This is a genomic window from Andreprevotia sp. IGB-42 (assembly GCF_009848685.1).
GTDB lineage: Bacteria > Pseudomonadota > Gammaproteobacteria > Burkholderiales > Chitinibacteraceae > Andreprevotia.
Genome location: NZ_WXTX01000001.1, coordinates 540,172 through 562,880, shown reverse-complemented (window position 1 = coordinate 562,880; position 22,709 = coordinate 540,172). Strand labels below are relative to the sequence as shown.

The following is a 22,709-nucleotide window of genomic DNA, read 5'->3' as shown; positions in this document are numbered from 1 at the left end:
TTTGCCCGGCATGCCGGCAGTGGCGGCATGCAGCGCCGTGCCGCCATGGTGCAGTGCGGTGCTGCGGTGCACGCCCGGGCACTGTTGTTGGGCGCATACCACGCTAAGTGCTTTCCTGTTGATCTTTATCGGGTAGTTGACAAGGATCAGCGTTGCTGCCGCAAGGCGGGCGACGAAAAAACCGGAGAGACGGGCATGATGTCAGCAACAAGCAGCCTCACGGGCGAAGAGCGCAAGGTCATCCTTGCCGCATCGCTGGGGACGGTGTTCGAGTGGTATGACTTTTATCTGTACGGTTCGCTGGCCGTCATCATCAGCAAGCAGTTCTTTGCCGGGGTCAACGACACCACGGCGTTCATTTTCGCGTTGCTGGCGTTTGCCGCAGGCTTTGCGGTACGGCCATTCGGCGCCATCGTGTTTGGCCGGCTGGGTGACCTGATCGGCCGCAAACACACCTTCCTGGCCACCATCCTGATCATGGGGCTATCTACCGCCGCGGTGGGCTTTTTGCCCACGCATGCGCAGATCGGCGTGGCCGCGCCAATTGCGCTGGTGGTGCTGCGCCTGCTGCAGGGCCTGGCGCTGGGCGGCGAATATGGCGGTGCGGTGGTCTACGTGGCCGAGCATGCCCCCAACCGGCATCGGGGCCGCTATACCGGCTGGATACAGACCACGGCCACGCTGGGCCTCTTCATGTCGCTGGTGGTGATCATGGCCTGCAGATGGCTGACCGGCGATGCGTTCGATATCTGGGGCTGGCGTATTCCCTTCCTGCTGTCGTTCGCGCTGCTGGGGGTATCGCTGTATATCCGCATGCAACTGAATGAATCGCCGGTGTTCCTCAGCATGAAGCGCGAGGGGCGCCAGTCGCGCGCGCCGCTGACCGAGGCATTCGGCAACCGGCGCAACCTCAAGCGCGCACTGGCCGCACTGTTCGGCTCGGTGATCGGCCTGGCGGTGATCTGGTACACCAGCCAGTTCTATGCGCTGCTGTTCCTGAAACAGACCTTGCGTGTCGATCCGCAGACCGCCGATCTGCTGATGGCCGCCGCATTGGCGCTGGGTGCGCCGTTCTTCGTGCTGTTCGGGGCCTTGTCCGACCGGATCGGTCGCAAGCCGGTGATCATCGCCGGCATGCTGCTGGCTGCCGTGTGCTATCTGCCCATCTTCAAGGCGCTGACCTACTACGCCAACCCGGCCATTGCCGCCGCGCAGCATGATTACCCGGTGCTGGTGGTGGCAGACCCGGCCACCTGCAGTTTCCAGTTCGATCCGGTGGGCAATGCGCGTTTCGTGTCCGCCTGTGATATCGCCAAGGCGGCGCTGGCCATGCGCGGCATTCCCTACAGCAACGATGTTGCCGTGCCCGGTACACCTACGCAGGTGGTGATCGGCGCACATGTCATTGCCAGCTTCGAAGGCGCGGGGCTGGGCGGCCCGGCCTTGCAGCAGCGCATCACCGATTTCCAGTCCACGCTGGAAGCCGGCCTTGCCAGGGCAAGCTACCCGGCCACTGCCGACCCGGCCCACATGAACAAGCCCATGGTATTGCTGCTGCTGACCTTGCTGGTGCTGCTGGCCACCATGACCTACGGGCCGCTGGCTGCACAACTGGCGGAGCTGTTTCCACCACGCATCCGCTATACGTCGATGTCGCTGCCGTATCACATCGGCTATGGCTGGTTTGGCGGTTTCCTCGCCCCGGTGGCTTTTGCGCTGGTGGCACGCAGTGGCGGCATCTACACCGGCCTGTGGTACCCGATCGGCATCGCGGCTTTTTCACTGATCGTTGGCTGGCTGCTGCTGCCGGAAACGCGCGGGCGCGATATCTCGGCCGACCCGGACCAAGGGAAGACGCCACCGTCCGCGGCTGCGGCAAAGCCCGATCCGGTGGCACCGGCCAGGCAAACCCGGCCCGAACCCGCATTGGACGAGGCGTGACGGGGTTATGCGCGCTTCACCTTGCAGCCAGCAGGCGCTGGTAGAGCGGGCGGTATTGCACGCCGGCTTCTGTTGATTCGGACACGTACAGCACCAGCGTATCCACCAGCCAGCTGATGGGGGCGGCCAGTTGCTCGCGTACCGGCTGGCCCTTGCGCAGCAGCGTCACATGCGGCGCAAACGGTTGCGGGTCGAACGGCACATCGGCTGCGGCAAGGCCGGCACGTACCGCATCGGCCAGTGCCAGCAACGCAGCAGCGGGCGTACTGCTGCCCAGCCAGACGATGCCGCCACGTCTGAAATCGCCCGCGCAATCGAGCGTCAACGCAAAAGGAACCGCTGGCATGGTTTCCAGCATCTTGCGGATACGTTGCAGCGCTTGCGGTGTGCTGGCGCCGATGAATGCCAGCGTGAGATGCAGGTTGGCATCGCTGCTGGGGCGGCCACCGGTTTGTGCATGCAATCGGTCCCGCTCCCGTGCAATGGCCGCACGGGCGTCGGCAGGTGGCGCCAGGCCGATGAACAGCCTCATGGCTGGCCTGATGCCCAGCCTTGCCGGCGCAGGAACTGCGCGGTCACCAGGCCCGCATCCCAGGTGAAGTCGGCCAGCGCGGCAATGGCTTGCTCTGCCGTCATCAGCTTGAAGCCGGCCACTTCGCCATCGGTATTGTGTGGCGTGAAATCGTCCGGCAGCGCCAGATCGAAGGTGTAGATGATTTCGTCGTGCGTGCCGTCCACCTCGTTGCGCGTGGTGCGCAGCACGCCGCTCGGCTGTGCATGGCTGGCCAGTGCTGCCGGCACGCCGGCTTCTTCCCATAGCTCGCGAATCACGCAATCGGTGATGGCTTCACCCACGGGCAGGCCGCCGGCGGCCAGATTATCCAGCCGATCCGGATCGATGCTCTTGCCGGGTGCGCGCCGGCCTACCCACAGCCGGCCGTCGTGGGTGTAGCCATTGATATGCACCGCGCGGCTGGTCAGGCCAAAACGGCGGAATGCCGCGCGCTCCAGCGTGAACAGCACCTGCTGCAAATCCGGGCTGGCATCGGCCGCCGGGGCATGACAGGCATAGCGCTCGTTGCGCCAGCCACGGATCAGGCCCGCATCCTGCATGGCCAGCGCCGCCCGGCCCAGCAGCGCACTGCATGCGTCGCCACTGAGTGGCAGTTGCAGCGTGTTTCCCGCCAGTGTGAAGCCGGGCACCTGCGCCAGCAGGAAATCGACGGTGACGGCTTCCAGCCAGCCAACCGCGTGTCCGCTCACGACAAAGCGCCTGAGCGCAGCGGGGGAGAACACCGGCTGGTGTTCCAGATAGGGGGTCAGTGCATCCATATGCAGAGTGTAGAGCCTGGGCACCCGTCAGCGCGAGTGCCCGCAACCGGTCAGCCTGCCCGTTTATTGCTCGGGCTCGATGAACAACTGCACCGCATCACCGGCAAAGCGGGTGATGCCGTATTCGATCGGCACACCGGCAGCATCGGCATACACGCTTTCCACGTACAGGATGGGTTGCGTCTTGGGCTGGGAGAGCTGATGCGCGGTTTCCGGCTTGGGCAGGCGCGCCGTCACGCGGGACAGCTTGCGGCGGCATTCCTGCACGCCGAACTCGCGCAGTGTCAGCACCGTGGAGCCACGCTCCGCATACGGTTCGGCAAAACCGGCAAAGCGCGGCAGCGGAAAATACTGGGTACACACACCAACCACGCGCTCATCTACCAGGTCGAGCGATTCCACCTTCAGCACGCGGCTGCCGCCGGGCAGCGCCAGCAAACCGCAAACGTCCTCGCGCGCCACCAGCTCTTCATGCTTGAGCACGCGGCTGCCACCGGTCAGGCGCTGGGTTTCCAGGCTGTGCGTGAAGCGGCTTTTGTGGCCCAGCCGGTAATCGATCAGGTCTTCCTGCACGAAGGTGCCACGGCCCTGCTCGATACGGACCAGCCCGCGGCCTTCCAGCGCCTGCACCGCACGGCGGATGGTATGGCGGTTGACGCCAAAACGGCCCGCCAGCTCGATCTCGTTGGGCAGGCGTTCACGCAGGTTTTTGGTGGCGATATCACCTGCCAGTGTTTCTTCGATCTGCCGCCACAGCGAAATACCCGAACCGCGCTCAACCATGATGAATAACCTTGGGGTGAATGTAAGCACGAATCATAACGGGTAGATGTTTCATCTAGATGATTGATAGGCTTTTTTTCCGCTGCAGCGCGGCGTGGGCATTGCCTGCTGTGCTGCGGCTGCTACGATGGACAGTGGGTTTCCTGACAAAACGGATTACATCATGCGCGCGCCTGTGCTGATCGCTGTGTGGTTGCTATTGCTGCCGTTGGCCAATGCGCAAACCATCCGCGTCTGTTACGACGATCAGGAAGGCGCGGTCGGCGAAGTGCGCTTCAAGCAAAGCCCCAATCATGCGGTGCTGGTGCAGCTGGAACAGCAAAGCGGGGTGCATTTTGAATTCGAAGGGCGCTCGTGGCAACGCTGCATGGCCGAGTTGCGCACCAACGTGTGGGATGGCGCAGTGGCCATGAGCTTTTTGCCCGAGCGCCAGGTACTGGCCGCATTCCCGATGAAAAACGGCAAGCCCGATGCACAACGCCGCATGACACTCGATACCTACAGCCTGTATCGCGTGCGTGGCAGCAATGTGCAATGGGATGGCCGGCATTTTTCCGGCGTGCACGGCCTTGTCGGCGTGCCGCCCGGCTATTCGATCATCGGGCAGCTCAAGGAAGCCGGCTTCAGGCTGGATACCAGTACACGCCTTGCCGAGCAGAACCTGCGCAAACTGCTGGCCGGACGGATTGACGCGGTGGCTTTGCTCACCGGCGAGGGTGACCGCACCGTTGCCGCCTACCCAGAGTTTGCCAGCCGCATCGAGCGCATCGATCCGCCCCTCGTCACCAAGCCGTTTTACCTGGTTTTTTCCAGGGGATTCATCGCCGCCAATCCGGATCTGGCAGAAAAACTCTGGCACGCGTTGCCGGCAGCGCGCACTGCCGCCGGGCTATGAGGCGGCGTGCGTGCGGGCTGCAGGATAGCGGGCACGGCAAGGTATAATCGCCGCTTTCGTTTGCCGCTTTCCGGAGCCTCAGCATGACCGTCATCCGCCAGGAAGACCTGATCGACAGCGTCGCAGATGCGCTGCAGTACATCAGCTATTACCATCCCAAAGATTATATCCAGGCATTGGGCAAGGCATATGAGGCCGAAGAAAGCCCGGCCGCCAAGGATGCCATTGCGCAGATCCTTACCAATAGCCGCATGTGCGCGGAAGGGCATCGCCCCATCTGTCAGGATACGGGCATCGTCACCTGTTTTGTGCGCGTCGGCATGAATGTGCAGTGGGCCGGCGCGACGATGGGCGTGACAGACATGATCAATGAAGGCGTGCGCCGCGCCTATCTGCACCCGGATAACAAGCTGCGTGCATCCATTCTGCAAGACCCCGCAGGCGGGCGCAAGAACACCAAGGACAATACGCCGGCAGTGATCCACTTCGAAGTGGTGCCGGGCGATACCGTCGATATCGATATTGCCGCCAAGGGCGGTGGTTCGGAAAACAAATCCAAGTTCGTCATGCTCAACCCTTCCGACAGCATCGTCGACTGGGTGCTCAAGACCGTGCCGCTGATGGGTGCCGGCTGGTGCCCGCCGGGCATGCTGGGTATCGGCATCGGTGGCACCGCTGAAAAGGCCATGGTGATGGCCAAAGAGGCACTGATGGAAGAAATCGATATCCATGAGCTGATCGAGCGTGGCGCGCAAACCCGCGCCGAGGAACTGCGCATCGAGCTGTACGAAAAGGTCAACGCGCTGGGCATCGGCGCACAGGGCCTGGGCGGCCTTGCTACCGTGCTGGACGTGAAGATCAAGGATTACCCCACCCACGCCGCATCGCTGCCGGTAGCGATGATCCCCAACTGCGCCGCTACCCGCCACGTGCACTTCACGCTGGATGGCTCCGGCCCCGCCGTGCTGGAAGCGCCCAGGCTGGAAGACTGGCCGGACGTCACCTGGACGCCATCTGCCGCCGCAACGCGCGTCGACCTCAACACCGTCACGCGTGAAGACGTGGCCAGCTGGACGCCGGGCCAGACGCTGCTGCTCAACGGCAAGATGCTCACCGGCCGCGATGCCGCGCACAAGCGCATGGTGGAAATGCTCAACAAGGGCGAAAAACTGCCGGTGGACTTCACCAACCGCTTCATCTACTACGTCGGCCCGGTAGATCCGGTACGGGATGAAATCGTCGGCCCTGCCGGCCCCACCACCGCCACGCGCATGGACAAATTCACCGAACAAGTGCTCGATGCCACCGGCCTTTTGGGCATGATTGGCAAGGCCGAGCGTGGCCCGGCCGGCCTGGAAGCCATCAAGAAGCACAAGTCAGTGTACCTGATGGCGGTGGGTGGCGCGGCTTATCTTGTTTCCAAAGCCATCAAGGCCAGCAAGGTCGTCGGCTTCGAAGATCTGGGCATGGAAGCGATCTACGAGTTCGACGTGGTGGACATGCCGGTCACGGTGGCGGTGGATAGCCATGGCACATCGGTGCACGCGATTGCACCGAAGGAATGGCAGGCAAAAATCGGCAAAATTCCGGTGTCAGTGGCGTAATTGCTGCTTGAAGTGGTTGCCACCGGAATACAAAAAGCCCCCATCGGGGGCTTTTTGCTGCGTTGCTGTTACTGGGGAGGCTGGTTGAAGATCAGGTTGTAGGATCCGGTTTCGCCCGGCCTGGATGATGTTGCCTCGATCACATACGGGCCGTTGCTGCCCGTCGGCAAGGTGAGCCAAGTGGTATCCGACGGAATATGCGCGTTCGTGAATGCTGGGCTGGCGGCGTCATTGTCGCTGAAAGCGATCACCGCACCGGACTGGTCTTTCAGGTACAGATACGCATCGAAGCTGGCTTTGAGGGTGATGCCAACCAGATCACCCGGTGCAGCATTAAAGGTATGACGGTCAGTAAAGTAGGCACTGCCACGTTCACCAGCGGTACAGTCGCCAGCGACAAGGTTGCCTGATACCGTCTGGTTGAATGCAATGGGGGCGGCGGTGCAATTACCCGGAGTGTATCCACCCAACTGGGTCAGGTTGAAGCTGGCGGGGCCGATATTGATGGCTGTGTTCCGGGAGGGGCCGGTATTGGCAGTCAGGGTGTAGCGCACAGTCGTGCTGCCCTGCCCACTGCTTGCACTGGTGATCTTCACCCAGCTTGGCAAGCTGCTGATGCTCCAGCTGCATGTGCCCGGCACGCTCAGCACAAATTCACTACCTGTTGCGGCATTGCTCATGGTGTGGCTTTGCGGGGTGATCTTGCCCCCCTGGCAGTTGTAGGCGGTGCTGGCGCTTTGCGAGACGGTGTGGCTCTTGCCTGCAATGGTCAGCGTGGCGCTGCGGGCGGCACCGCTGTTCGCAGTGACAGCGTATTTGATGCTGCTGCCACCCATGCCCGTTGCGCCTGCGGTAATGGTGAGCCAGCTCGGTACGTTGCTGATGGACCAGGTGCATGCGGCGCCGGTTGTCAGGGTCACGTTGCCGCTACCGCTACCGGATGCAAACGAAGCGCCGCTTGCAGACAAGGTGGGCGTATCGCATTCCGGCGTGCTGGATGACTGGGTAACGCTGAAGGTTTTTCCTGCGATCAGCATGCTGCCCGTGCGCAACGGGCCGGTATTGGCCGCCAGTGTGTACCGCACCTGGCCATTGCCGGTGCCACCGCCGCTGAGGATCTGGACCCAGCTGGGTGCGTTGCTGGTGCTCCATGCCGTGCTGCTGCCGGTCTGGATGGAAACGATGCCGGTGCCGCCATTGGCGCTGAACGCCTGGCTGGCAGGTGTCAGGACCGTCGCCGTGGAGGTGGTGGCCGTTTGCGAGATCGTCACGTTGGTTTCGTTGATGCGCAAAGCGGTGCTGGTCTGGCCTGCCGCAAGCGGTGCTACCGTGAAGCGGAACGGGCCGCTGTCCGTACCAACGCGGACTGGCGCGGTAATCCAGCTTGGCAGGCGCTGGTAGGTCCAACGGCAACCAGCCGGTACATTGATATTGAGTACGCCCTCGCCACCATTGCCATCGAAATTCAGCGTCAGCGGGCTGACCGGGCTGGGCAGCGATGCGCATGAGGGATCGAACAATTCGGCAGTCGCCCCGTTGCTGGTGCTGCCCCCGCCAGCCATCAGCACGGTTTTACCATCAGCCAGCGGCACGACCGCGCCATAGCCATGCGCATTGAGCCAATCGCCAGCGATGCGCCACTTACCGCTTGCCGGTGTGTATTGCTCCAGCGGCTGGCTAACCCGCACCATCAGGATGCTGCCATCTGCCAGGCTGATCAGCGAGCCGCTGCCGGCATTATTGGTCGATGCCGCCAGCGCGAATGTCCCTGTCAGGGGATCATAAATTTCGGTACTGGCAACACATTCACTTGCGGTGGCGCACCCGCCCGCGATGAGTACCTTGCCATCGGCCAGTACCAGCGCCGCTGCCTGGCGTCGGGCCTGCAGCATGGTGCCCGTGTTGCTCCAGCCATTTTGCTGTGGATCCCATAGCAAAGCCGTGGTCAAACCCAGGCCCACGGTGGCACCGCCGGGGCTGCCACCGGCCAGCAGCACACGGCCATTGGCAAGGGCTACAGCAGTGAACTGGGTCAGACCTTGCGGCAAGGTGCCGGCATCGCTGAAAGTGCCGGTTTCCGGGTCGAACAATTCGGTTGATTTGACCGCGCTGTCTCCCCCGATGACCAGCACCTTGCCGGTTGGCAACAGCACTGCCACGGGTTCGGAGCGGGCTGTATTCATCGTTCCCGCCAGGCTCCAGCTGCCAGTGGCCGGATTGTAGACTTCTGCGGTAGCCAGCCCTTTATAGGGCGAGGTCGTGCTGCGCCCGCCAATGACCAGCACCCGGCCATCGGCCAGCCTGACCGCGGCGTGCGATGCACGTGCCTGGGCCAGGCTGCCCGTCGGTGCGAAGGTTTCGCTGGTACCGTCAAAAATCTCCGCCGTATTCGTGGAACTGGAAAAATCTCCGCTGGATGTCGTCCCACCGGCAAACAACACCCGGCCGTCTGCCAGCGTTGTGCCCGAGTGCCTCGCCCGGCCAGTCAACAAGTTATCCGTCGGTATCGCAGCGCTACTCAGCCCCATGGCCAGTAACATCGTCATCGGCAAGCATATTGTTGCTGCCGGTTTGAACAGCTTGCCAAGCCAACGTGGCTGGGCATTTGAATTCAGATCAGGTTTCAATGCCATCTCCTTAGATTGGGCCTGCGCAAATACCGTGACCGGCAGGTTCGCTTGTCCAGACTGAACAAGGGTTCACCGCGCAGCTGGTTATTATTTACACAGGATTTGCAAACAATTCTGAATATCGCCTGGGGCGATCCCGGTCATGTCATACCGGCCTTGCTGCTGGCCGGTCTTTGCCAAGCATTCGTTCGTGCTGGCCACTGCCATGTTAGGCGTTTGCTGCAAGGGGCTTGCCGGGTGTAACACTTGCCTTGGCGTTATGCGAAACAAGGCTTGCGTATGGATCTGCGGCATCGGCAGGGCATCTGTCCACGCGCTGCACCTGCATGTACTGTCGTGATCAGGCGTGTAGCCTGCAGCTGGAGGGGAGCGTGTCTGTACGGGTTTTTAGCTCTACGGCGGCTTGCATGATTGTCGCATCGGTACAACGTCGGGGTCGGCTATCTGCCAGAGATTTCGCGGCTTGGCCGGGGAGGGGAAGCACGCGGGAGCGTTTGCCCAATTTGCACTGTCGATCCCGGCCAACTGGGCGCATACTCGATTGAGCGCCTGTGCTTGCAGCGCGCTACCCGGTCCACATCAGCATCAAGGGAAGTTGAACCATGAGTGAGTCTGTAACGCAGGGCATTGCACAGCTGGAAAGCGTCATCAACGAGCTCTCCAAACCCCCGCAGCGCGGCATCACCAAGGAAGCCGTCGCGCGCGCCAACCGAGTTGTCACCGAGCGCCGCCGCAAGCTGGAGGAGTTCATCGAAGCACGCCAGCATGGGGACGAAGACGTCCTCGCCTGAATAGCCTGCCGGTTGATCCGGTGCAAAAGAAAACCGGCCTGTTGGCCGGTTTTTTCATGCTTGCTGACCATCGGCGGTTCTGATCGACGGTCTTGGGTCTGCAGACTGGCTCAGACTGTTTCCAGCTGATCGATCAGGCACAAGCTGACACTGAAAGGGCGGGGCGCAACCACTGCCAAGTGCAACTGGCGCAGTGCATCCCCGTCTTGCCAGGTGTGCTGCAGCAACTGGCCGCGCAGGCCGGCAGCCGGGCCACCGCTGCTGTCGAGCACAGCCGGGGTACCTACCACGCTGCTGCGCAGGCCTGCCTTGTAGGCCGCCTCGCGCAGTGTCCAGGCCGCGTGGAACAACTGCATGCCATGGGCGGGGTCGGCGTTGCAGACGAGTGCAGCATCATCGGCATCGAATGCGCGCTCTGCCAGCGCCAGCACATTGCGCGGCCTTGCCACTTCGATATCCAGCCCCGGCTGCCAATCCCGGCAGGCAATTGCTGCCAGCCATGGGCCGCTGTGCGACAGGTTGGCAAACACCATGCCATGCCCGTTGATCAGTGGATAGCCCGCATCGCCTTCTTTGATGTCACGCGCAGCGACTGCGGTGCCCAGCATCCGGCCAGCAGCCACAGCCAGCAGGCGCCGCCCCAGCACGATCTGCCGTGCACGGTGCGTACTTTGTATTGCGGACAGCCGCTGCAGTGTGGATGCCGATAGCGCCTGTGGTGACAGGGCGGCAGCGCTGGCGTTGCGGGTATCGAACAGCAGGATTTCAAGTTGAGGCATGCGCTGCATTATCCGCGTATCGCCGCCATGAAAAAACCCGGCCGGAGCCGGATTTTGCAGTAAACCGGCATCAAGCTGGCCGGCCAGTCGATGAAACGGTTGCCGTGACGTGATCAGAATGCCGGAACCACTGCACCGTTGTACTTGGTTTCGATGAATTTCTTCGTTTCCGGGCTGTTGAGCGCGGCGGCCAGCTTCTTGATCGCGGCCGAGTTCTTGTTGTCCGGGCGGGCCACCAGAATGTTCACGTACGGCGATTGCTTGCCTTCGATCGCCAGTGCGTCCTTGCTGGGGTTGAGCTTGGCTTCCAGCGCGTAGTTGGTGTTGATCAACGCCAGGTCAACCTGGTCCAGGATGCGTGGCAGCGTGGCGGCTTCCAGTTCCTTGAATTTGAGCTTTTTCGGGTTCTGCGCAATGTCGCGTGCGGTAGCCAGGATGTTTTTCTTGTCCTTGAGCGTGATCACGCCGGCCTTGTCCAGCAGCAGCAGCGCGCGGCCACCGTTGGTGGCATCGTTCGGGATCGCCACGGTGCCGCCTTCGGGCAGGTCGGCCAGTTTCTTGATCTTGGTCGAGTACGCGCCGAACGGCTCTACATGCACGCCGGTCACCACCACCAGGTTAGTGCCCTTGCCCTTGTTGAACTCATCCAGATAAGGCTTGTGCTGGAAGAAGTTGGCGTCGAGCTTTTTCTCGGCGACTTGCACATTGGGCTGCACGTAATCGGTGAATACCTTGATATCGAGCTCCACGCCTTGCTTGGCCAGCGCAGGTTTCACGAATTCGAGGATTTCCGCGTGGGGTACCGCGGTGGCGCCGATGGCGAGCTTGTCGGCAGCGTGGGCCGAAAATGCCAGAGCAGCAGCGATGAGAGCGAGGGTTTTTTTCATGTCGTTTCCTTGTGGGATGGGTGTTATGCCTGGTCCCGGATCTGGGGCAGGCGATCAGGATTCAATCGGTTCAACAGGGCAGCTGGCTGCGCGGCGGGTAGGGTGGCTTCATGGTCAGCGGCGCGAAAAATGGATCACCAGCCGGTCGCCCAGCATCTGCAATAGCTGCACCAAGATCAGCAGCAACAGCACCGTCACCACCATCACATCGGTCTGGAAACGCTGGTAGCCAAAGCGGATGGCAAGGTCGCCCAGGCCGCCGCCGCCAATCACGCCGGACATGGCCGCGTAGGAGACGAGCGTGATCGCCGTTACCGTGCCACCGGCAAGGATGCCTGGCAGCGCTTCTGGCAGCAGCGCACGCAATACGATCTGTGTGGTGGTGGCGCCCATCGCCTGTGTGGCCTCGATGATGCCGCGGTCCACCTCGCGCAATGCCGTTTCTACCAACCGGGCAAAGAACGGCGTGGCCCCCACCACCAACGGCGGAATGGCCCCGGCTACGCCGAGCGAGGTCCCGGTCACGAAGACGGTGAGCGGGATCATCACGATCAGCAGGATCACGAACGGTACCGAGCGCAGGATGTTCACCACGAAGGACAGCAGCCCGTATACCAGGGGTTGCGCCAGCAGTTGGCGCTTGCTGGTCAGGAACAGCAGCACGCCGATGGGCAAGCCCAGCAGCAGCGTGAACAGCAAGGAGCCACCCAGCATCAACAGCGTGTCCAGCCCAGCCTGGCCGATATCGGCCCAGTCGATATTGCTGAAAAATCCGTTCATGCGCGCACCTCTTCAATGGCCAGGCCACGCCCGGCCAGTTGCTGCAGCGCTGCCGGGATGTCGCCACCGGTAAACGCCACCGTGAGCTGGCCGTAGGGCGTGTCCTTGATGCGGTCGATGCGGCCGGCCAGGATGCTGAAATCCACGCCGGTATCGCGCGCCACCGCGCCCAGCAAGGGCTCGTAGGTGGCGTCGCCGGTAAAGGTCAGCCGCACGATGCGGCCGGGCACGTGCGCGTAGTCGTCCACCAGTTCGCCTTCATCGACGTTTTCCGCTTCCAGCACAAAGCGCCGCGTGATGGGGTGCTGCGGGTGCAGGAATACCTCCGCCACCGGGCCGATTTCTGCCACCGTGCCGGCATCCAGTACCGCAACGCGGTCGGCAATGCGCCGCACCACATCCATTTCGTGTGTGATCAATACGATGGTCAGCCCGAGCTCGCGGTTGATGTCGGCCAGCAGCTTGAGTACTGATTGCGTAGTTTGCGGGTCCAGCGCGCTGGTGGCTTCATCGCATAGCAGGATTTGCGGCTCGGTAGCCAGTGCCCGGGCGATGCCAACGCGCTGCTTTTGTCCGCCGGAGAGCTGCGCCGGGTATTTGTCGGCGTGCTCGGTCAGGCCCACGCGCGCCAGCAGTGCAGCAACGCGTTGCTTGATCTCGGCCTTGGATTTACCGCCCGCCAGCGACAGCGGAAACGCCACGTTCTGCGCCACGGTCTTGGCAGACAGCAGGTTGAAGTGCTGGAAGATCATGCCGATACGCTGGCGCTGCGCGCGCAATGCGGCGGCGTCCAGCGCGGTGATATCGGTATTGCCGATCAGTACCTGGCCGGCACTGGGGCGCTCCAGCAGGTTGATCAGCCGCACCAGCGTGGATTTGCCGGCACCTGAGTGCCCGATGATGCCGAAAATTTCGCCGGCTTCTATGCGCAAATCGATACCCTGCAATGCGGGCACATCTGTGCCTGCCACGCGGTAGGACTTGTATATGTTCTTGAACTGGATCACTGAGCAGCCTTTTGGGTGCCTGTCTTGTTATGAGTATGGCGGGTAGCCATCAAGCCGCAATATTAGCTTTGCCAGATATAAGAACAAAATCTTTATGGCAATAAGGAAATAAGCAACAGGAATGACCGCAAACGCGTATCTCACCGGCTTGGCACCGGATGCAGGCAAATGCGGTTAACGCAGACAGATACACATTGCTGCTTTCCCTGATACGGCCGCAAAAAAAAGAAACCCCGCTCCGGAGAGCAGGGTTTTCAAGTCGGTAAAACAAGGGGATTGCGCAAGGCGCAAGCAACAGACCGGGTTTTTTGTCAGGGGTTCAATTTAAATTTGTACAATTGCTGACCAGCCGCTTTGCAATATCAACGCCGGCCGTATTTGCCGCCACCACGCTTGGCCTGCTCCGGCCGCTTGCCGTGGCGCGAGCGGGTGTTCTGCACCTGCAGCAGGTTGTCGATTTTTTCCGAGGTCGATTGCATCAGCATCTGCGCCATGTCCTCGTTGGGAAAGGTCTCTGGCATGCGGTAACCCAGCCACGCATACGCGGAATACAGCTTGCAGGTGTCTTCCAGGTATTGCAGCTCGTTACGCCCGCCCATGCCTTCCATGCGCAGCAGCGGCGCCTGACGCTTGTCGGCGCGGTAGCGTGCCCAATCCTGCAGTGCACGTTCCAGCATCGGTATCTTGGTCGAGATCGGGCACAAACTGAACAGGTAACGATCCGCCAGCGACAGGTTCAACGTATCCAGCCAACGCGCTTTCTCGATCTGTTCGGTGAGGTTGGCCGGCAGGAAGAACTCGTCATGCACATTGATGTGCTTGGCAAAGAGCTCCAGTAGCGCCTGCAGCTTGGTCTGGCCGGTGGCGGCGGAAATCTGCTGCAGGTAATCCAGGTTGGGGGCAACGAAGAAGCCGCTGGCCGGCAAGGGCTCGGGCTTTTCGCGCAGCAACGCGGCGATGGTCTTGTGCGTGCCGGCATCCAGCCCGGCCACGAAGCCGGCCTCGTGCGCGCCGAAGCGCCCGGCGCGGCCGGCAATCTGCTTGGCCAGCGATGCACTGATTGTGCCTTCCGCATAACCGTCCCACTTGTTGGCGGTGGTGAAGATCACCCGCCGCGCCGGGGTGTTGAGGCCCATGCCGATTGCGTCGGTGCCGACGATGATCTTGGTTTCACCATCCACGAATCGCGCAGCCTGCGCCTGGCGCACCTCCGGCGACAGATTGCCGTAGATGGCCGAGACCGCAAAACCTTGTTCGATCGCCTGGTCGCGCCAATTGAGCACTTCGCGGCGCGAGAACGCGATCAGCACATCGCCTGGCTGCAGGTTCTTCAACGAGCCCAGCGGCTGCTTTTCCATTTCCAGCGGTGATTTGCGCTGCAGCTTGCGAATTTCCAGCGTACCGCCCACGCGTTTCACCAGTGAAACGATCGCTTCTTCGGCTTCCAGCGCGCCCAGCAGGTAAACGGTGCTGGCTGGTACGCCGCATACGGCCGCCGTCCACGCGGCGCCTCGGTCCGGATCGTCCAGCAGCTGGATTTCATCGATTACTGCCACTTCTACCGGGCGGTTGGGGTTGAGCATTTCCACCGTACTGGCCACATGCGTGGCTTCCGGGTGCACCTTGCGCTGCTCGCCGGTGACGAGACTGACCGCCACTTCGGCATCCTGCAGCCGGTGATAGTTTTCCAGCGCCAAGAGGCGCAGCGGCGCCAGGTAGACGCCGGATTTCGCCTCGGCCAGATGCTCCATCGCCTGATGGGTCTTGCCCGAGTTGGTCGGCCCCAGCACCGCGATGAAATGGCGTTGCATGCCTTGCGCCACGGTAAACGATTCCGGATAAAGCGACAGGTTGACCGCGTTGCGGGTTTTCTCGGCCTGCCGCGTGGCGGCGCGGGTGCCCTGCAGCGCCTCGATCCGGTCCATTGCCAGGTTGCAGCGCAGGCTGGCGCGTTCGTACTTGGCCTGGAAGGCGTTGTAGGCGCTGCCCGGGTCCAGCTCGTAATCGCGCGCGATGGCGGCAATGGTGTCCGCGCATTGCTGCAGCTGCGCTTCCAGTTTGGCGCGCGCGGCATCGTTCCAGCGCGCATGCAGCAGTTCCAGCCGTTCGTGGGTATTGAGTTTGCGCCATTTCGCCGTCTTGCCGAGGAACCCTTCGTCGGGCACCAGGTGGTAGGGCACCACGCGCTTGTTGACGATGATCTGCCCATGCACCGAAACGGCGTAGCTGCCGTCGGCGGTGACCAGCGTGGCCTGCTGGGCGTGCAGGTATTCGGCCAGCGCAGCGGCTTCGGGTTGATCGATGGGCGGTGTGGCGGTATCGGTCATAAAGGATTCTGTAATGGGATGGGTCTCTGTCGTTCAATCGGTCAGGTTGGCAGGTAGCGTGGGCCAGCGTTGCAGCTCGCGCTGGTCGCTGATGCGCATGGTGGTTTGTGCCTGCAACCAGTTTTCCAGCGTACCGCGCAGGTAGTGCAGTTCTTCCACGCTGTAGCCGATCAGCTGGCGCAGCAGCGCGCTGTGTTCAAAATGGATCACGCCATCGCTGACGGGGGCGGTAGCCAGGTGGATATGATCCTCGATCAGCGCCGCCCAGTACACGCAGTCGCCATCGTCTGCCAGCGCCAGCGTGCCACGCGGCATGGCCGCAAGCTCGGCCGCAACCAGCTGGCCGACTGTTTGCAGCCACTTCCAGCACAGGTCGGTTTCTTCATCGACGCCATACGGCGGGATTTCGGTAAAAACGGGCGCTTGCAAGTTCACGGGTCCATCAGGCGGAAAGGATGTGGCGCTATGCCACCGCTGCGCAGTGTACCAAGCGTATCGCCGGCATGATGTGTCAAATGCCGGCCGGTGGTTCAGCTGGCAGCAGCGTGGTCCGGGGTATCGACCGGCGCCAGCGCCAGGAATACCTGGATCGCCACATAGGCATCGTTGGCGGCGTAGATCAGCTGTTTGTCGTTCAGCACCCTGGCGGCCCAGTTGGAGGTGCTGATATGCCGGGATTTGGAGAAGCGCTGCCCGAACAGGATGGCCACCGCGCTACGCGCACCCACCTCGTGCTTGTAGCCGCGTTTCCTGAATTCGCGGCCCAGATCGAACAGGCCACGCGGCTGCACTTTCAGCTTGCGCAGGATATGGCCCAGATCATTGCCCAGGCCAAAACCCACCTTGAGCAGCGCGGCATCGGTCAGCAGTTCGGTAATCGCAAAATGGCTGTCTTGCTGGTGGATCTGGAAGATGAACGCATGCTCTGGCGTGGAGAACTGCAGCACATGCGGGCCGGTGGATTGTTGATCCTTGTGGAAGGTGGGGCGCGATTCAGTATCGAAGCCCACGGCCGGGTGTTTTTTCAGCTCGGCCAATGCGGCTTGCGCGGTTTCCGCGCTGTTCACCAGCGTGATACGTGCAAGATCCAGCGCCCGGTAGAGCGGCAGCAGATTGATGGCGTCCTTGCTGGGGACTTGAAGTGGTGCTGTCATAAGGCCGGATAGAGCGCCACTTCTGCGCAGCTGTCAACCGGCTGGCCTTGCCGCCGGCGTTTACCTGGCCTGTGCAAACAGCTTGTCGTAGCGCTAGGCCGAGAAACCACGCAGCTTTTTTCCTTCCACAGCATCAGCGGCACGCCTTTGCCGGTATTGGCTCTGATCATGCTCGCCCCGTTCCCGGGGCGGCCCGGGCATGCAATCGCCGGGCGCAGCCTTATACTGCGAAGCCTGCCAATCTGGAGCCTTTCATGCCCAACCCCGATATCCAGCGCCTCAATCCCACGCCGCTGTGGTCCGATGCTGTGGTGTTCAACCGCATTGCCTGCTTTGTCGAGGTGCCGGAAAGTGGCGGGACCTTTGCCGAGCAAACCCATGCGTTGCTGGCGCAGGCCGAGCGCACGCTCGCTGCCATCGGCTCGGATAAAAGCCGTTTGATGATGGCAACGATCTACCTGCCGGATCTGGATCGCCGTGCCGAATTCAATGCGATCTGGGGCGCATGGCTGCCAGCGGGAAGTGCACCGGCGCGTGCCTGCATACGCGCTGAGCTCGCATCGCCCGACCTGCAAGTGGAAATCGCCTTCACTGCCGCTACCGGGGCTTGAGTGCGGCGGGTGCTGTCACGCCTGCTCGCCACCGCCAGCGGCAAATAACGGCAGCAGCTGCCGGTAAAGCGCCATGAAACGCGGGCGGCGCACATCGCGGTAAAACGCATGGCGGCGGCTGTCTGGCGAGTAACGGGCGGTTTGCGTGGGTACCGGGCAAACCTGTGCCAGCGGTGTTGCCGGGTGCATGGCCAGGTGTGCCAGCCGGGCCGCCCCCAGTGCCGGGCCGATCTCGCCACCTGCGCGGCAGGTCAGCGTGCGGCCGGTGATATCCGCCAGCATCTGCGCCCAGTAGGCACTGCGCGAACCGCCGCCGATCAGCGTGATTTCATCCGGGACAATGCCGGTGGCTTCCAGTGCATCCATGCCATCGAGCAAGCCCAGCCCCACGCCTTCCAGCGTGGCATTGGCAAGATCGGCGGCTTCGGTCGTTGTGGTCAGCCCGAAGAATGCGCCCTGCGCGGCCGGATTATTGTGCGGCGTGCGCTCGCCCGCCATATAGGGCAGGAAAAGCGGCGTGCCAGCGTGCAGGCCACGTGCTTCGGCAGTATGCAGCAGCGTGGCAACGTCGGGCAGGCTGGTCAGCCGGGCAGTGAAATCAACGCAGGCTGCAGCAGACAGCATCACCGACATCAGATGCCAGGTGCCCGGCAGCGCATGGCAAAAGCTGTGCACCGCGCGTTGCGGGTTGGCGTGGAAACCGTCGCTCGCCACGAAGTAGACGCCGGATGTGCCCAGTGACAGCATCGCCTGCCCCGGCTGCACGATACCGATGCCGATGGCCCCCGCGGCATTGTCGCCAGCGCCGGCCACCACCGGGATACAACGCAGCCCCAGCCGCGCGGCAATCTCAGGCAGCAAGGTGCCGGTAATCCGGTTGCCTTCGTACAACTGCGGCATATGGCTGCGGCTGAGGCCGGTGGCGGCCAGTAATGCGTCGTTCCAGTCCCTTTTGCCCACATCCAGCCACATTGTGCCGGCCGCATCGGATAAATCGGTGGCGTAGTCGCCGGTCAGCCGGTAACGCAGGTAATCCTTGGGCAACAACACCTTGGCGGTGCGGGCAAAGATGGCTGGCTCGTGCCGGGCCAGCCACAGCAGCTTGGGGGCGGTGAAGCCCGGCATCATCAGGTTGCCGGTGATGCTGCGTGCATCCGGCACGCGCTTTTCCAGTTCTGCGCATTCGGCATGCGCGCGGCCATCGTTCCACAGCATGGCAGGGCGCAGCACCTGGCCGCCGGCATCCAGCACTGTGGCGCCATGCATCTGGCCGGTGAGGCCGATGGCTTCGATATCATGCAGCGCAATGCCGCGCGCCGTTGCCTGTGCCAGCAGGGCCACCAGCGCGGTTTCGCACGCATGCCACCAGTCGGCAGGATGCTGCTCGCTCCAGCGTGGCTGCAGGTGGCTGATGGCAAGCGGCGCATGCGCGCTGGCGGCAACCTGACCGTGCCGGTCGAGCAGGATGGCCTTGAGGCCGGAGGTACCAAGGTCGATGCCGATGAACATGCGCGTGTTCTCTCCCGGGTTCAAGCACGGATGCCGCTGCCAGCGTGGCGCTTTATGCGCCGGCAGGCAATCGGGGGTGTCCGGATGGAAGGGTGCACTTCAACATGCTGCGTCATAGAGGCGAGGGCAATGGCTGCAACACGCGGGTTTCGCCGTGGCGCAGCACGTAGAAATCGGCCTCGCTCAGCCCGGCGGCGGCACGGGCACGGGCCAGCGCCTGCGGCGGTTCATCCAGCGGCTCATCGGTCAGCTCGAACGTGCCCCAGTGCACACCTAGGCTTTGCCTGGCTTTCAGCCGCTGATGGATGCTTACGGCTTCGGTGGGGCTGATGTGCTGGTTATGCATGAACCAGCGTGGTTCATACGCGCCGATGCCGATCGCCGCAAAATCAAAGCCGGCGGGAAAGTAGGCGGCGATGTCGTCGATATCCTTGGAGTCGGCCAAGTCGCCCGAGAAGAAACTGCGCCAGCCGGCTACCTCGATCACCCAGCCACCCCATAGCGTGGCGTTGCGATCGAAAGGCGTGCGTGCGCTCCAGTGCTGCACCGGCACGAAGGTGACGACCGCCTTGCCCACGCTGGCGCTTTGCCACCAGTCCAGCGCAATCAGCTTGCTGGCCGGCAACTGCGGGATGTTGTGCCTGAACCAGACATCCACGCCCAGCGGCACCGCAAAGACCGGCGGGCCGCCGGCTTGCCGCGCCAGTGCCTTCATACTGCGGGCATCCAGATGATCGTAATGGTTGTGCGACAGCACCACCAGATCGATATGCGGCAGGTCTTGCAATGCCACACCCGGTGGCTGGTGGCGCTTGGGCCCGGCAAACTGCACCGGCGAGCAGCGCTCGGAGAACATCGGGTCGGTGAGGATATTCATGCCGCCCACCTGCACCAGCTGGGTGATATGGCCTATCCACGTTACTGCAGTCTGGCTGCGGTTTTGCTGGATGAAGGCGAGATCAGCGGCAATCGGCGAGAGGTCTGCTTGCGGTGGCTTGGGCAGGCCCGCTGCCTTGCGCTCCTTGCGCCAGCGGGCCAGATCGCCGGCTTGTGGGCGGCCATGCGGGTAGTTGTTGCGGAACCCTTCCGGCAGGTGGTGTGCCAGCGCCGGGTTGTAGTGCGCATTGCGTGCCGGATTGCCGGTGTGCTTGCCTATCCATCCGATCAGCCAGTCTGCCGCGCGCATTGCATTCCCCTGTGTATGCAGCACAGATGGGGCTGCCGGCCGGCGCTGCAAGGGCGGCATCTGCCTGTTTTGCCGCAATGCCCGCCCAGCGCGCGGCGCTTCATCCGGTGCTGATGGCCGTCCATTGCCCGCCCGCTGCATGGCTGGCCAGCGCTGCATCGATGAAGTGATGCCCGGCCACGCCATCTTCCACCGTGGTCAGCAGTGCTGCCTCCGCAGGGATGGGCAAGCCGGCATCGATGGCGGCAATCTGTAGTGCGGCGTCGCTATACAGCTGGGCAAAGGCTTCCAGATAGCCTTCCGGGTGGCCGGCTGGAATACGCGTGGCATGCATGGCGGCGCTGCCTGCCGCTCGGCCACGCGTGATGCGTTGCGCGGTACCGCCCAGCGGCGTGAACCACAGCTCATTGGGGTGTTGCTGATCGAAGCTGATACTGGCCTTGCTGCCGTACACACGCAGTTTCAGTCCGTTTTCCTCGCCGCTGGCCACTTGGCTGGCCCACAGCATGCCGCGTGCGCCATTGGCATAGCGCAGCAGCATCTGCACATGGTCATCCACGCGGCGGCCTGCCACAAAGGTGTGCAGCTCGGCAGCCAGTTCGCTAGGCAGCATGCCGGTGACGAAGCCAGCCAGATGATAGGCGTGCGTGCCGATATCGCCCAGGCAACCGGCCGGGCCTGCCAGCGCCGGATCGGTGCGCCAGCCGGCCTGCTTGTTGCTGCCTTGCTCCAATGGCTCTGCCAGCCAGTCCTGCGCATATTCCACCTGCACTACGCGGAGATCGCCCAATTCGCCCGCGGCCACCAGCGCCCTGGCGTGGCGTACCAGCGGGTAGCCCGAATAGGTATGGGTGAGTGCAAACAGGCGGTTCTGCTGCCGCGCCAGCCGTGCCAGCGCCTGGCCTTCCGCCAAGGAGATGGCCAGTGGCTTGTCGCAGATCACGTGAATGCCAACCTGCAGGAAAGCGGTCGCAACGGGCGCGTGCAGATGGTTGGGCGTGACGATGGCAACCACGTCGATGCCATCGCTGCGCGCGGCTTCCGTGCGCGCCATCTCCTGGTAATCGGTGTAGCTGCGCGCCGGATCCAGCCGCAGCTCGGCCGCGCTGGCGGCAGCGCGCACAGCATTGGCGGAGAGCGCACCGGCAACCAGCTCATAATGATTGTCGATGCGCGCAGCCAGCCGGTGCACCGCACCGATGAACGCCCCCTGGCCGCCGCCGACCATGCCCAGACGCAAACGCCGTGTCATGTCATGCCTCCTGCGTACCGAGCAGTGCCTTGATCTGCACTGCATCTACGCCGCTGCCGGCAAAGTCGTCGAATGCGCGTTCCGCCACGCGGATGATATGGCGGCGGATGAAATCCACCCCTTCGGCCGCGCCATCTTCCGGGTGCTTGAGCGCGCATTCCCATTCCAGCACTGCCCAGCCGGGGAAATCGTACTGCGCCAGCTTCGAGAAAATGCCGACGAAATCGATCTGCCCGTCGCCCAGCGAGCGGAAGCGGCCGGCGCGTTCCGCCCAGCCGTTATAGCTGCCATATACACCCTGGCGGCCATCGGGGCGGAACTCGGCATCCTTCACATGGAAGGCCTTGATGCGCGTGTGGTAAATGTCGATGAAGGCCAGGTAATCGAGCTGTTGCAGCACGAAGTGACTGGGGTCGTACAGGATGCTGGCGCGCGGATGATCGTTCACCCCATCCAGAAAACGCTCGAAAGTGATGCCGTCATGCAGGTCTTCGCCGGGGTGCAGCTCGAAGCAGCAATCCACGCCGTAGTGGTCAAACTCGTCCAGGATGGGTTGCCAGCGGCGTGCCAGCTCGCCGAAGGCTTCTTCCACCAGCCCGGCGGGGCGTTGCGGCCACGGGTACAGATAGGGCCACGCCAGCGCACCGCTGAATGTCACCTGTGCGCTCAGGCCCAGCCGTTGCGATGCCTGCGCGGCCGCCTTGAGCTGCGCAATCGCCCATGCAGTGCGCGCGGCAGGCTTGCCGCGTACCTCAGGTGCGGCAAAGCCGTCGAACAGGCTGTCATAGGCCGGGTGCACCGCCACCAGCTGGCCCTGGAGGTGCGTGGATAGTTCGGTGATGGCCAGCCCGTGCTGCGCAACGGTGCCACGTATCTCGTCCGCATAGGTCTGGCTTTGCGCGGCCAGTGCCAGATCGATCAGCCGCGGATCGGTCGGCAGCTGTATACCCTCGTAGCCCAGGCCTGCCGCCCAGCCAGCCAGGTGATCCAGCGTATCGAATGGCGCTGCCGTGCCCATGAACTGGGCAAGGAAGATCGCCGGGCCCTTGATGGTTTTCATCTCGCGTGTCCTGTGTGCTGAACTGGCCGCAAGGCCGCTACACCAGCAGCGGTGCCTGCCGGCAGTGCTGCTCCGGAAGGGCGCGCAGCAGGGGCCTACCCCTGCTGCGCGCCCGCGCCGTGATCAATCCATCGGCCGCGCCATTGCTGCGCCCGCGCCGGGTTTTCCCACCGATTGATCC

20 protein-coding genes are annotated in these 22,709 nt (G+C 62.9%); 5 read left to right on the top strand and 15 right to left on the bottom strand.

The features are described 5' to 3' along the window. Nucleotides 1–195: 195 nt before the first annotated feature. The gene (locus tag IGB42_RS02540; protein ID WP_159666175.1) at nucleotides 196–1,941 is read left to right on the top strand and encodes an MFS transporter; all 1,746 of its coding nucleotides are present in this window, start codon (nucleotides 196–198) and stop codon (nucleotides 1,939–1,941) included. Between the two features lie 16 nt (nucleotides 1,942–1,957). Here the strand turns inward: IGB42_RS02540 and thpR are convergent, their stop codons facing one another. From thpR to phnF, 3 genes are all read right to left on the bottom strand, one after another. After that, nucleotides 1,958–2,473 carry an RNA 2',3'-cyclic phosphodiesterase gene (thpR, locus tag IGB42_RS02535; RefSeq protein WP_159666172.1) on the bottom strand — a complete coding sequence of 172 codons (516 nt, stop codon included), beginning with the start codon at nucleotides 2,471–2,473 and terminating at the stop codon, nucleotides 1,958–1,960. Continuing rightward, nucleotides 2,470–3,273 (bottom strand): NUDIX hydrolase family protein, encoded by an 804-nt coding sequence (locus IGB42_RS02530; protein ID WP_159666169.1) that lies wholly within the window; start codon nucleotides 3,271–3,273, stop codon nucleotides 2,470–2,472. Before IGB42_RS02530 ends, thpR begins: the two co-directional genes overlap by 4 nt. A 63-nt stretch (nucleotides 3,274–3,336) precedes the next feature. Then, nucleotides 3,337–4,056: a phosphonate metabolism transcriptional regulator PhnF gene (gene phnF / locus IGB42_RS02525; protein WP_159666166.1), complete on the bottom strand. Its 720-nt coding sequence runs from the start codon at nucleotides 4,054–4,056 to the stop codon at nucleotides 3,337–3,339. A 163-nt stretch (nucleotides 4,057–4,219) separates the two neighbouring features. Here phnF and IGB42_RS02520 point away from each other — a divergent pair, with 163 nt between their 5' ends. Both IGB42_RS02520 and IGB42_RS02515 read left to right on the top strand, forming a co-directional pair. After that, nucleotides 4,220–4,951, top strand: coding sequence for an ABC transporter substrate-binding protein (locus IGB42_RS02520; RefSeq protein WP_159666164.1), 732 nt, complete (start codon nucleotides 4,220–4,222; stop codon nucleotides 4,949–4,951). 83 nt (nucleotides 4,952–5,034) lie between these two features. Further along, nucleotides 5,035–6,555 (top strand): fumarate hydratase, encoded by a 1,521-nt coding sequence (locus IGB42_RS02515; protein WP_159666161.1) that lies wholly within the window; start codon nucleotides 5,035–5,037, stop codon nucleotides 6,553–6,555. A 68-nt stretch (nucleotides 6,556–6,623) separates the two neighbouring features. Here the strand turns inward: IGB42_RS02515 and IGB42_RS02510 are convergent, their stop codons facing one another. Next, entirely contained in the window at nucleotides 6,624–9,101 is a 2,478-nt protein-coding gene (locus IGB42_RS02510; RefSeq protein WP_159666158.1) for a kelch repeat-containing protein, read from the bottom strand. Nucleotides 9,102–9,787: 686 nt separating this feature from the next. On the opposite strand from IGB42_RS02510, the gene IGB42_RS02505 reads away from it, so the two are divergent. Next, nucleotides 9,788–9,976 carry a hypothetical protein gene (locus tag IGB42_RS02505; RefSeq protein WP_159666155.1) on the top strand — a complete coding sequence of 63 codons (189 nt, stop codon included), beginning with the start codon at nucleotides 9,788–9,790 and terminating at the stop codon, nucleotides 9,974–9,976. 110 nt (nucleotides 9,977–10,086) lie between these two features. Here the strand turns inward: IGB42_RS02505 and IGB42_RS02500 are convergent, their stop codons facing one another. The 7 genes from IGB42_RS02500 to IGB42_RS02470 all read right to left on the bottom strand — a co-directional run bounded on the left by IGB42_RS02500 (nucleotide 10,087) and on the right by IGB42_RS02470 (nucleotide 16,910). Next, nucleotides 10,087–10,755 carry a 4'-phosphopantetheinyl transferase superfamily protein gene (locus IGB42_RS02500; RefSeq protein WP_159666152.1) on the bottom strand — a complete coding sequence of 223 codons (669 nt, stop codon included), beginning with the start codon at nucleotides 10,753–10,755 and terminating at the stop codon, nucleotides 10,087–10,089. Between the two features lie 113 nt (nucleotides 10,756–10,868). After that, on the bottom strand, nucleotides 10,869–11,642 hold the full coding sequence (locus tag IGB42_RS02495) for a MetQ/NlpA family ABC transporter substrate-binding protein (protein WP_159666150.1): 774 nt from the start codon (nucleotides 11,640–11,642) through the stop codon (nucleotides 10,869–10,871). Between the two features lie 114 nt (nucleotides 11,643–11,756). Further along, nucleotides 11,757–12,422 (bottom strand): methionine ABC transporter permease, encoded by a 666-nt coding sequence (locus tag IGB42_RS02490; protein WP_159666148.1) that lies wholly within the window; start codon nucleotides 12,420–12,422, stop codon nucleotides 11,757–11,759. Then, entirely contained in the window at nucleotides 12,419–13,393 is a 975-nt protein-coding gene (locus IGB42_RS22630; protein WP_236822467.1) for a methionine ABC transporter ATP-binding protein, read from the bottom strand. The genes IGB42_RS02490 and IGB42_RS22630 overlap by 4 nt, the downstream gene beginning before the upstream one ends. Nucleotides 13,394–13,791: 398 nt before the next feature. After that, nucleotides 13,792–15,756: a helicase-related protein gene (locus IGB42_RS02480; protein ID WP_159666145.1), complete on the bottom strand. Its 1,965-nt coding sequence runs from the start codon at nucleotides 15,754–15,756 to the stop codon at nucleotides 13,792–13,794. A 33-nt stretch (nucleotides 15,757–15,789) separates the two neighbouring features. Then, nucleotides 15,790–16,185, bottom strand: coding sequence for a hypothetical protein (locus IGB42_RS02475; protein ID WP_159666144.1), 396 nt, complete (start codon nucleotides 16,183–16,185; stop codon nucleotides 15,790–15,792). A gap of 101 nt (nucleotides 16,186–16,286) precedes the next feature. After that, the gene (locus tag IGB42_RS02470; protein WP_159666143.1) at nucleotides 16,287–16,910 is read right to left on the bottom strand and encodes a 3'-5' exonuclease; all 624 of its coding nucleotides are present in this window, start codon (nucleotides 16,908–16,910) and stop codon (nucleotides 16,287–16,289) included. A 254-nt stretch (nucleotides 16,911–17,164) separates the two neighbouring features. Between IGB42_RS02470 and IGB42_RS02465 the strand changes: the two genes are divergently transcribed. Further along, nucleotides 17,165–17,521 carry a RidA family protein gene (locus IGB42_RS02465; RefSeq protein ID WP_159666142.1) on the top strand — a complete coding sequence of 119 codons (357 nt, stop codon included), beginning with the start codon at nucleotides 17,165–17,167 and terminating at the stop codon, nucleotides 17,519–17,521. A 15-nt stretch (nucleotides 17,522–17,536) separates the two neighbouring features. Here the strand turns inward: IGB42_RS02465 and xylB are convergent, their stop codons facing one another. The 4 genes from xylB to IGB42_RS02445 form a co-directional block, all read right to left on the bottom strand. Further along, nucleotides 17,537–19,030, bottom strand: a complete 1,494-nt coding sequence (xylB, locus tag IGB42_RS02460) for a xylulokinase (RefSeq protein ID WP_159666141.1) — start codon at nucleotides 19,028–19,030, stop codon at nucleotides 17,537–17,539. Nucleotides 19,031–19,142: 112 nt separating this feature from the next. Next, nucleotides 19,143–20,216, bottom strand: coding sequence for an MBL fold metallo-hydrolase (locus IGB42_RS02455; RefSeq protein WP_159666140.1), 1,074 nt, complete (start codon nucleotides 20,214–20,216; stop codon nucleotides 19,143–19,145). A 100-nt stretch (nucleotides 20,217–20,316) separates the two neighbouring features. After that, a complete protein-coding gene (locus tag IGB42_RS02450; RefSeq protein ID WP_201799791.1) occupies nucleotides 20,317–21,468 on the bottom strand; it encodes a Gfo/Idh/MocA family protein in 1,152 nt (383 codons plus the stop codon). Nucleotide 21,469: 1 nt separating this feature from the next. Beyond that, entirely contained in the window at nucleotides 21,470–22,528 is a 1,059-nt protein-coding gene (locus IGB42_RS02445; protein WP_159666139.1) for a sugar phosphate isomerase/epimerase, read from the bottom strand. Nucleotides 22,529–22,709: the final 181 nt, after the last annotated feature.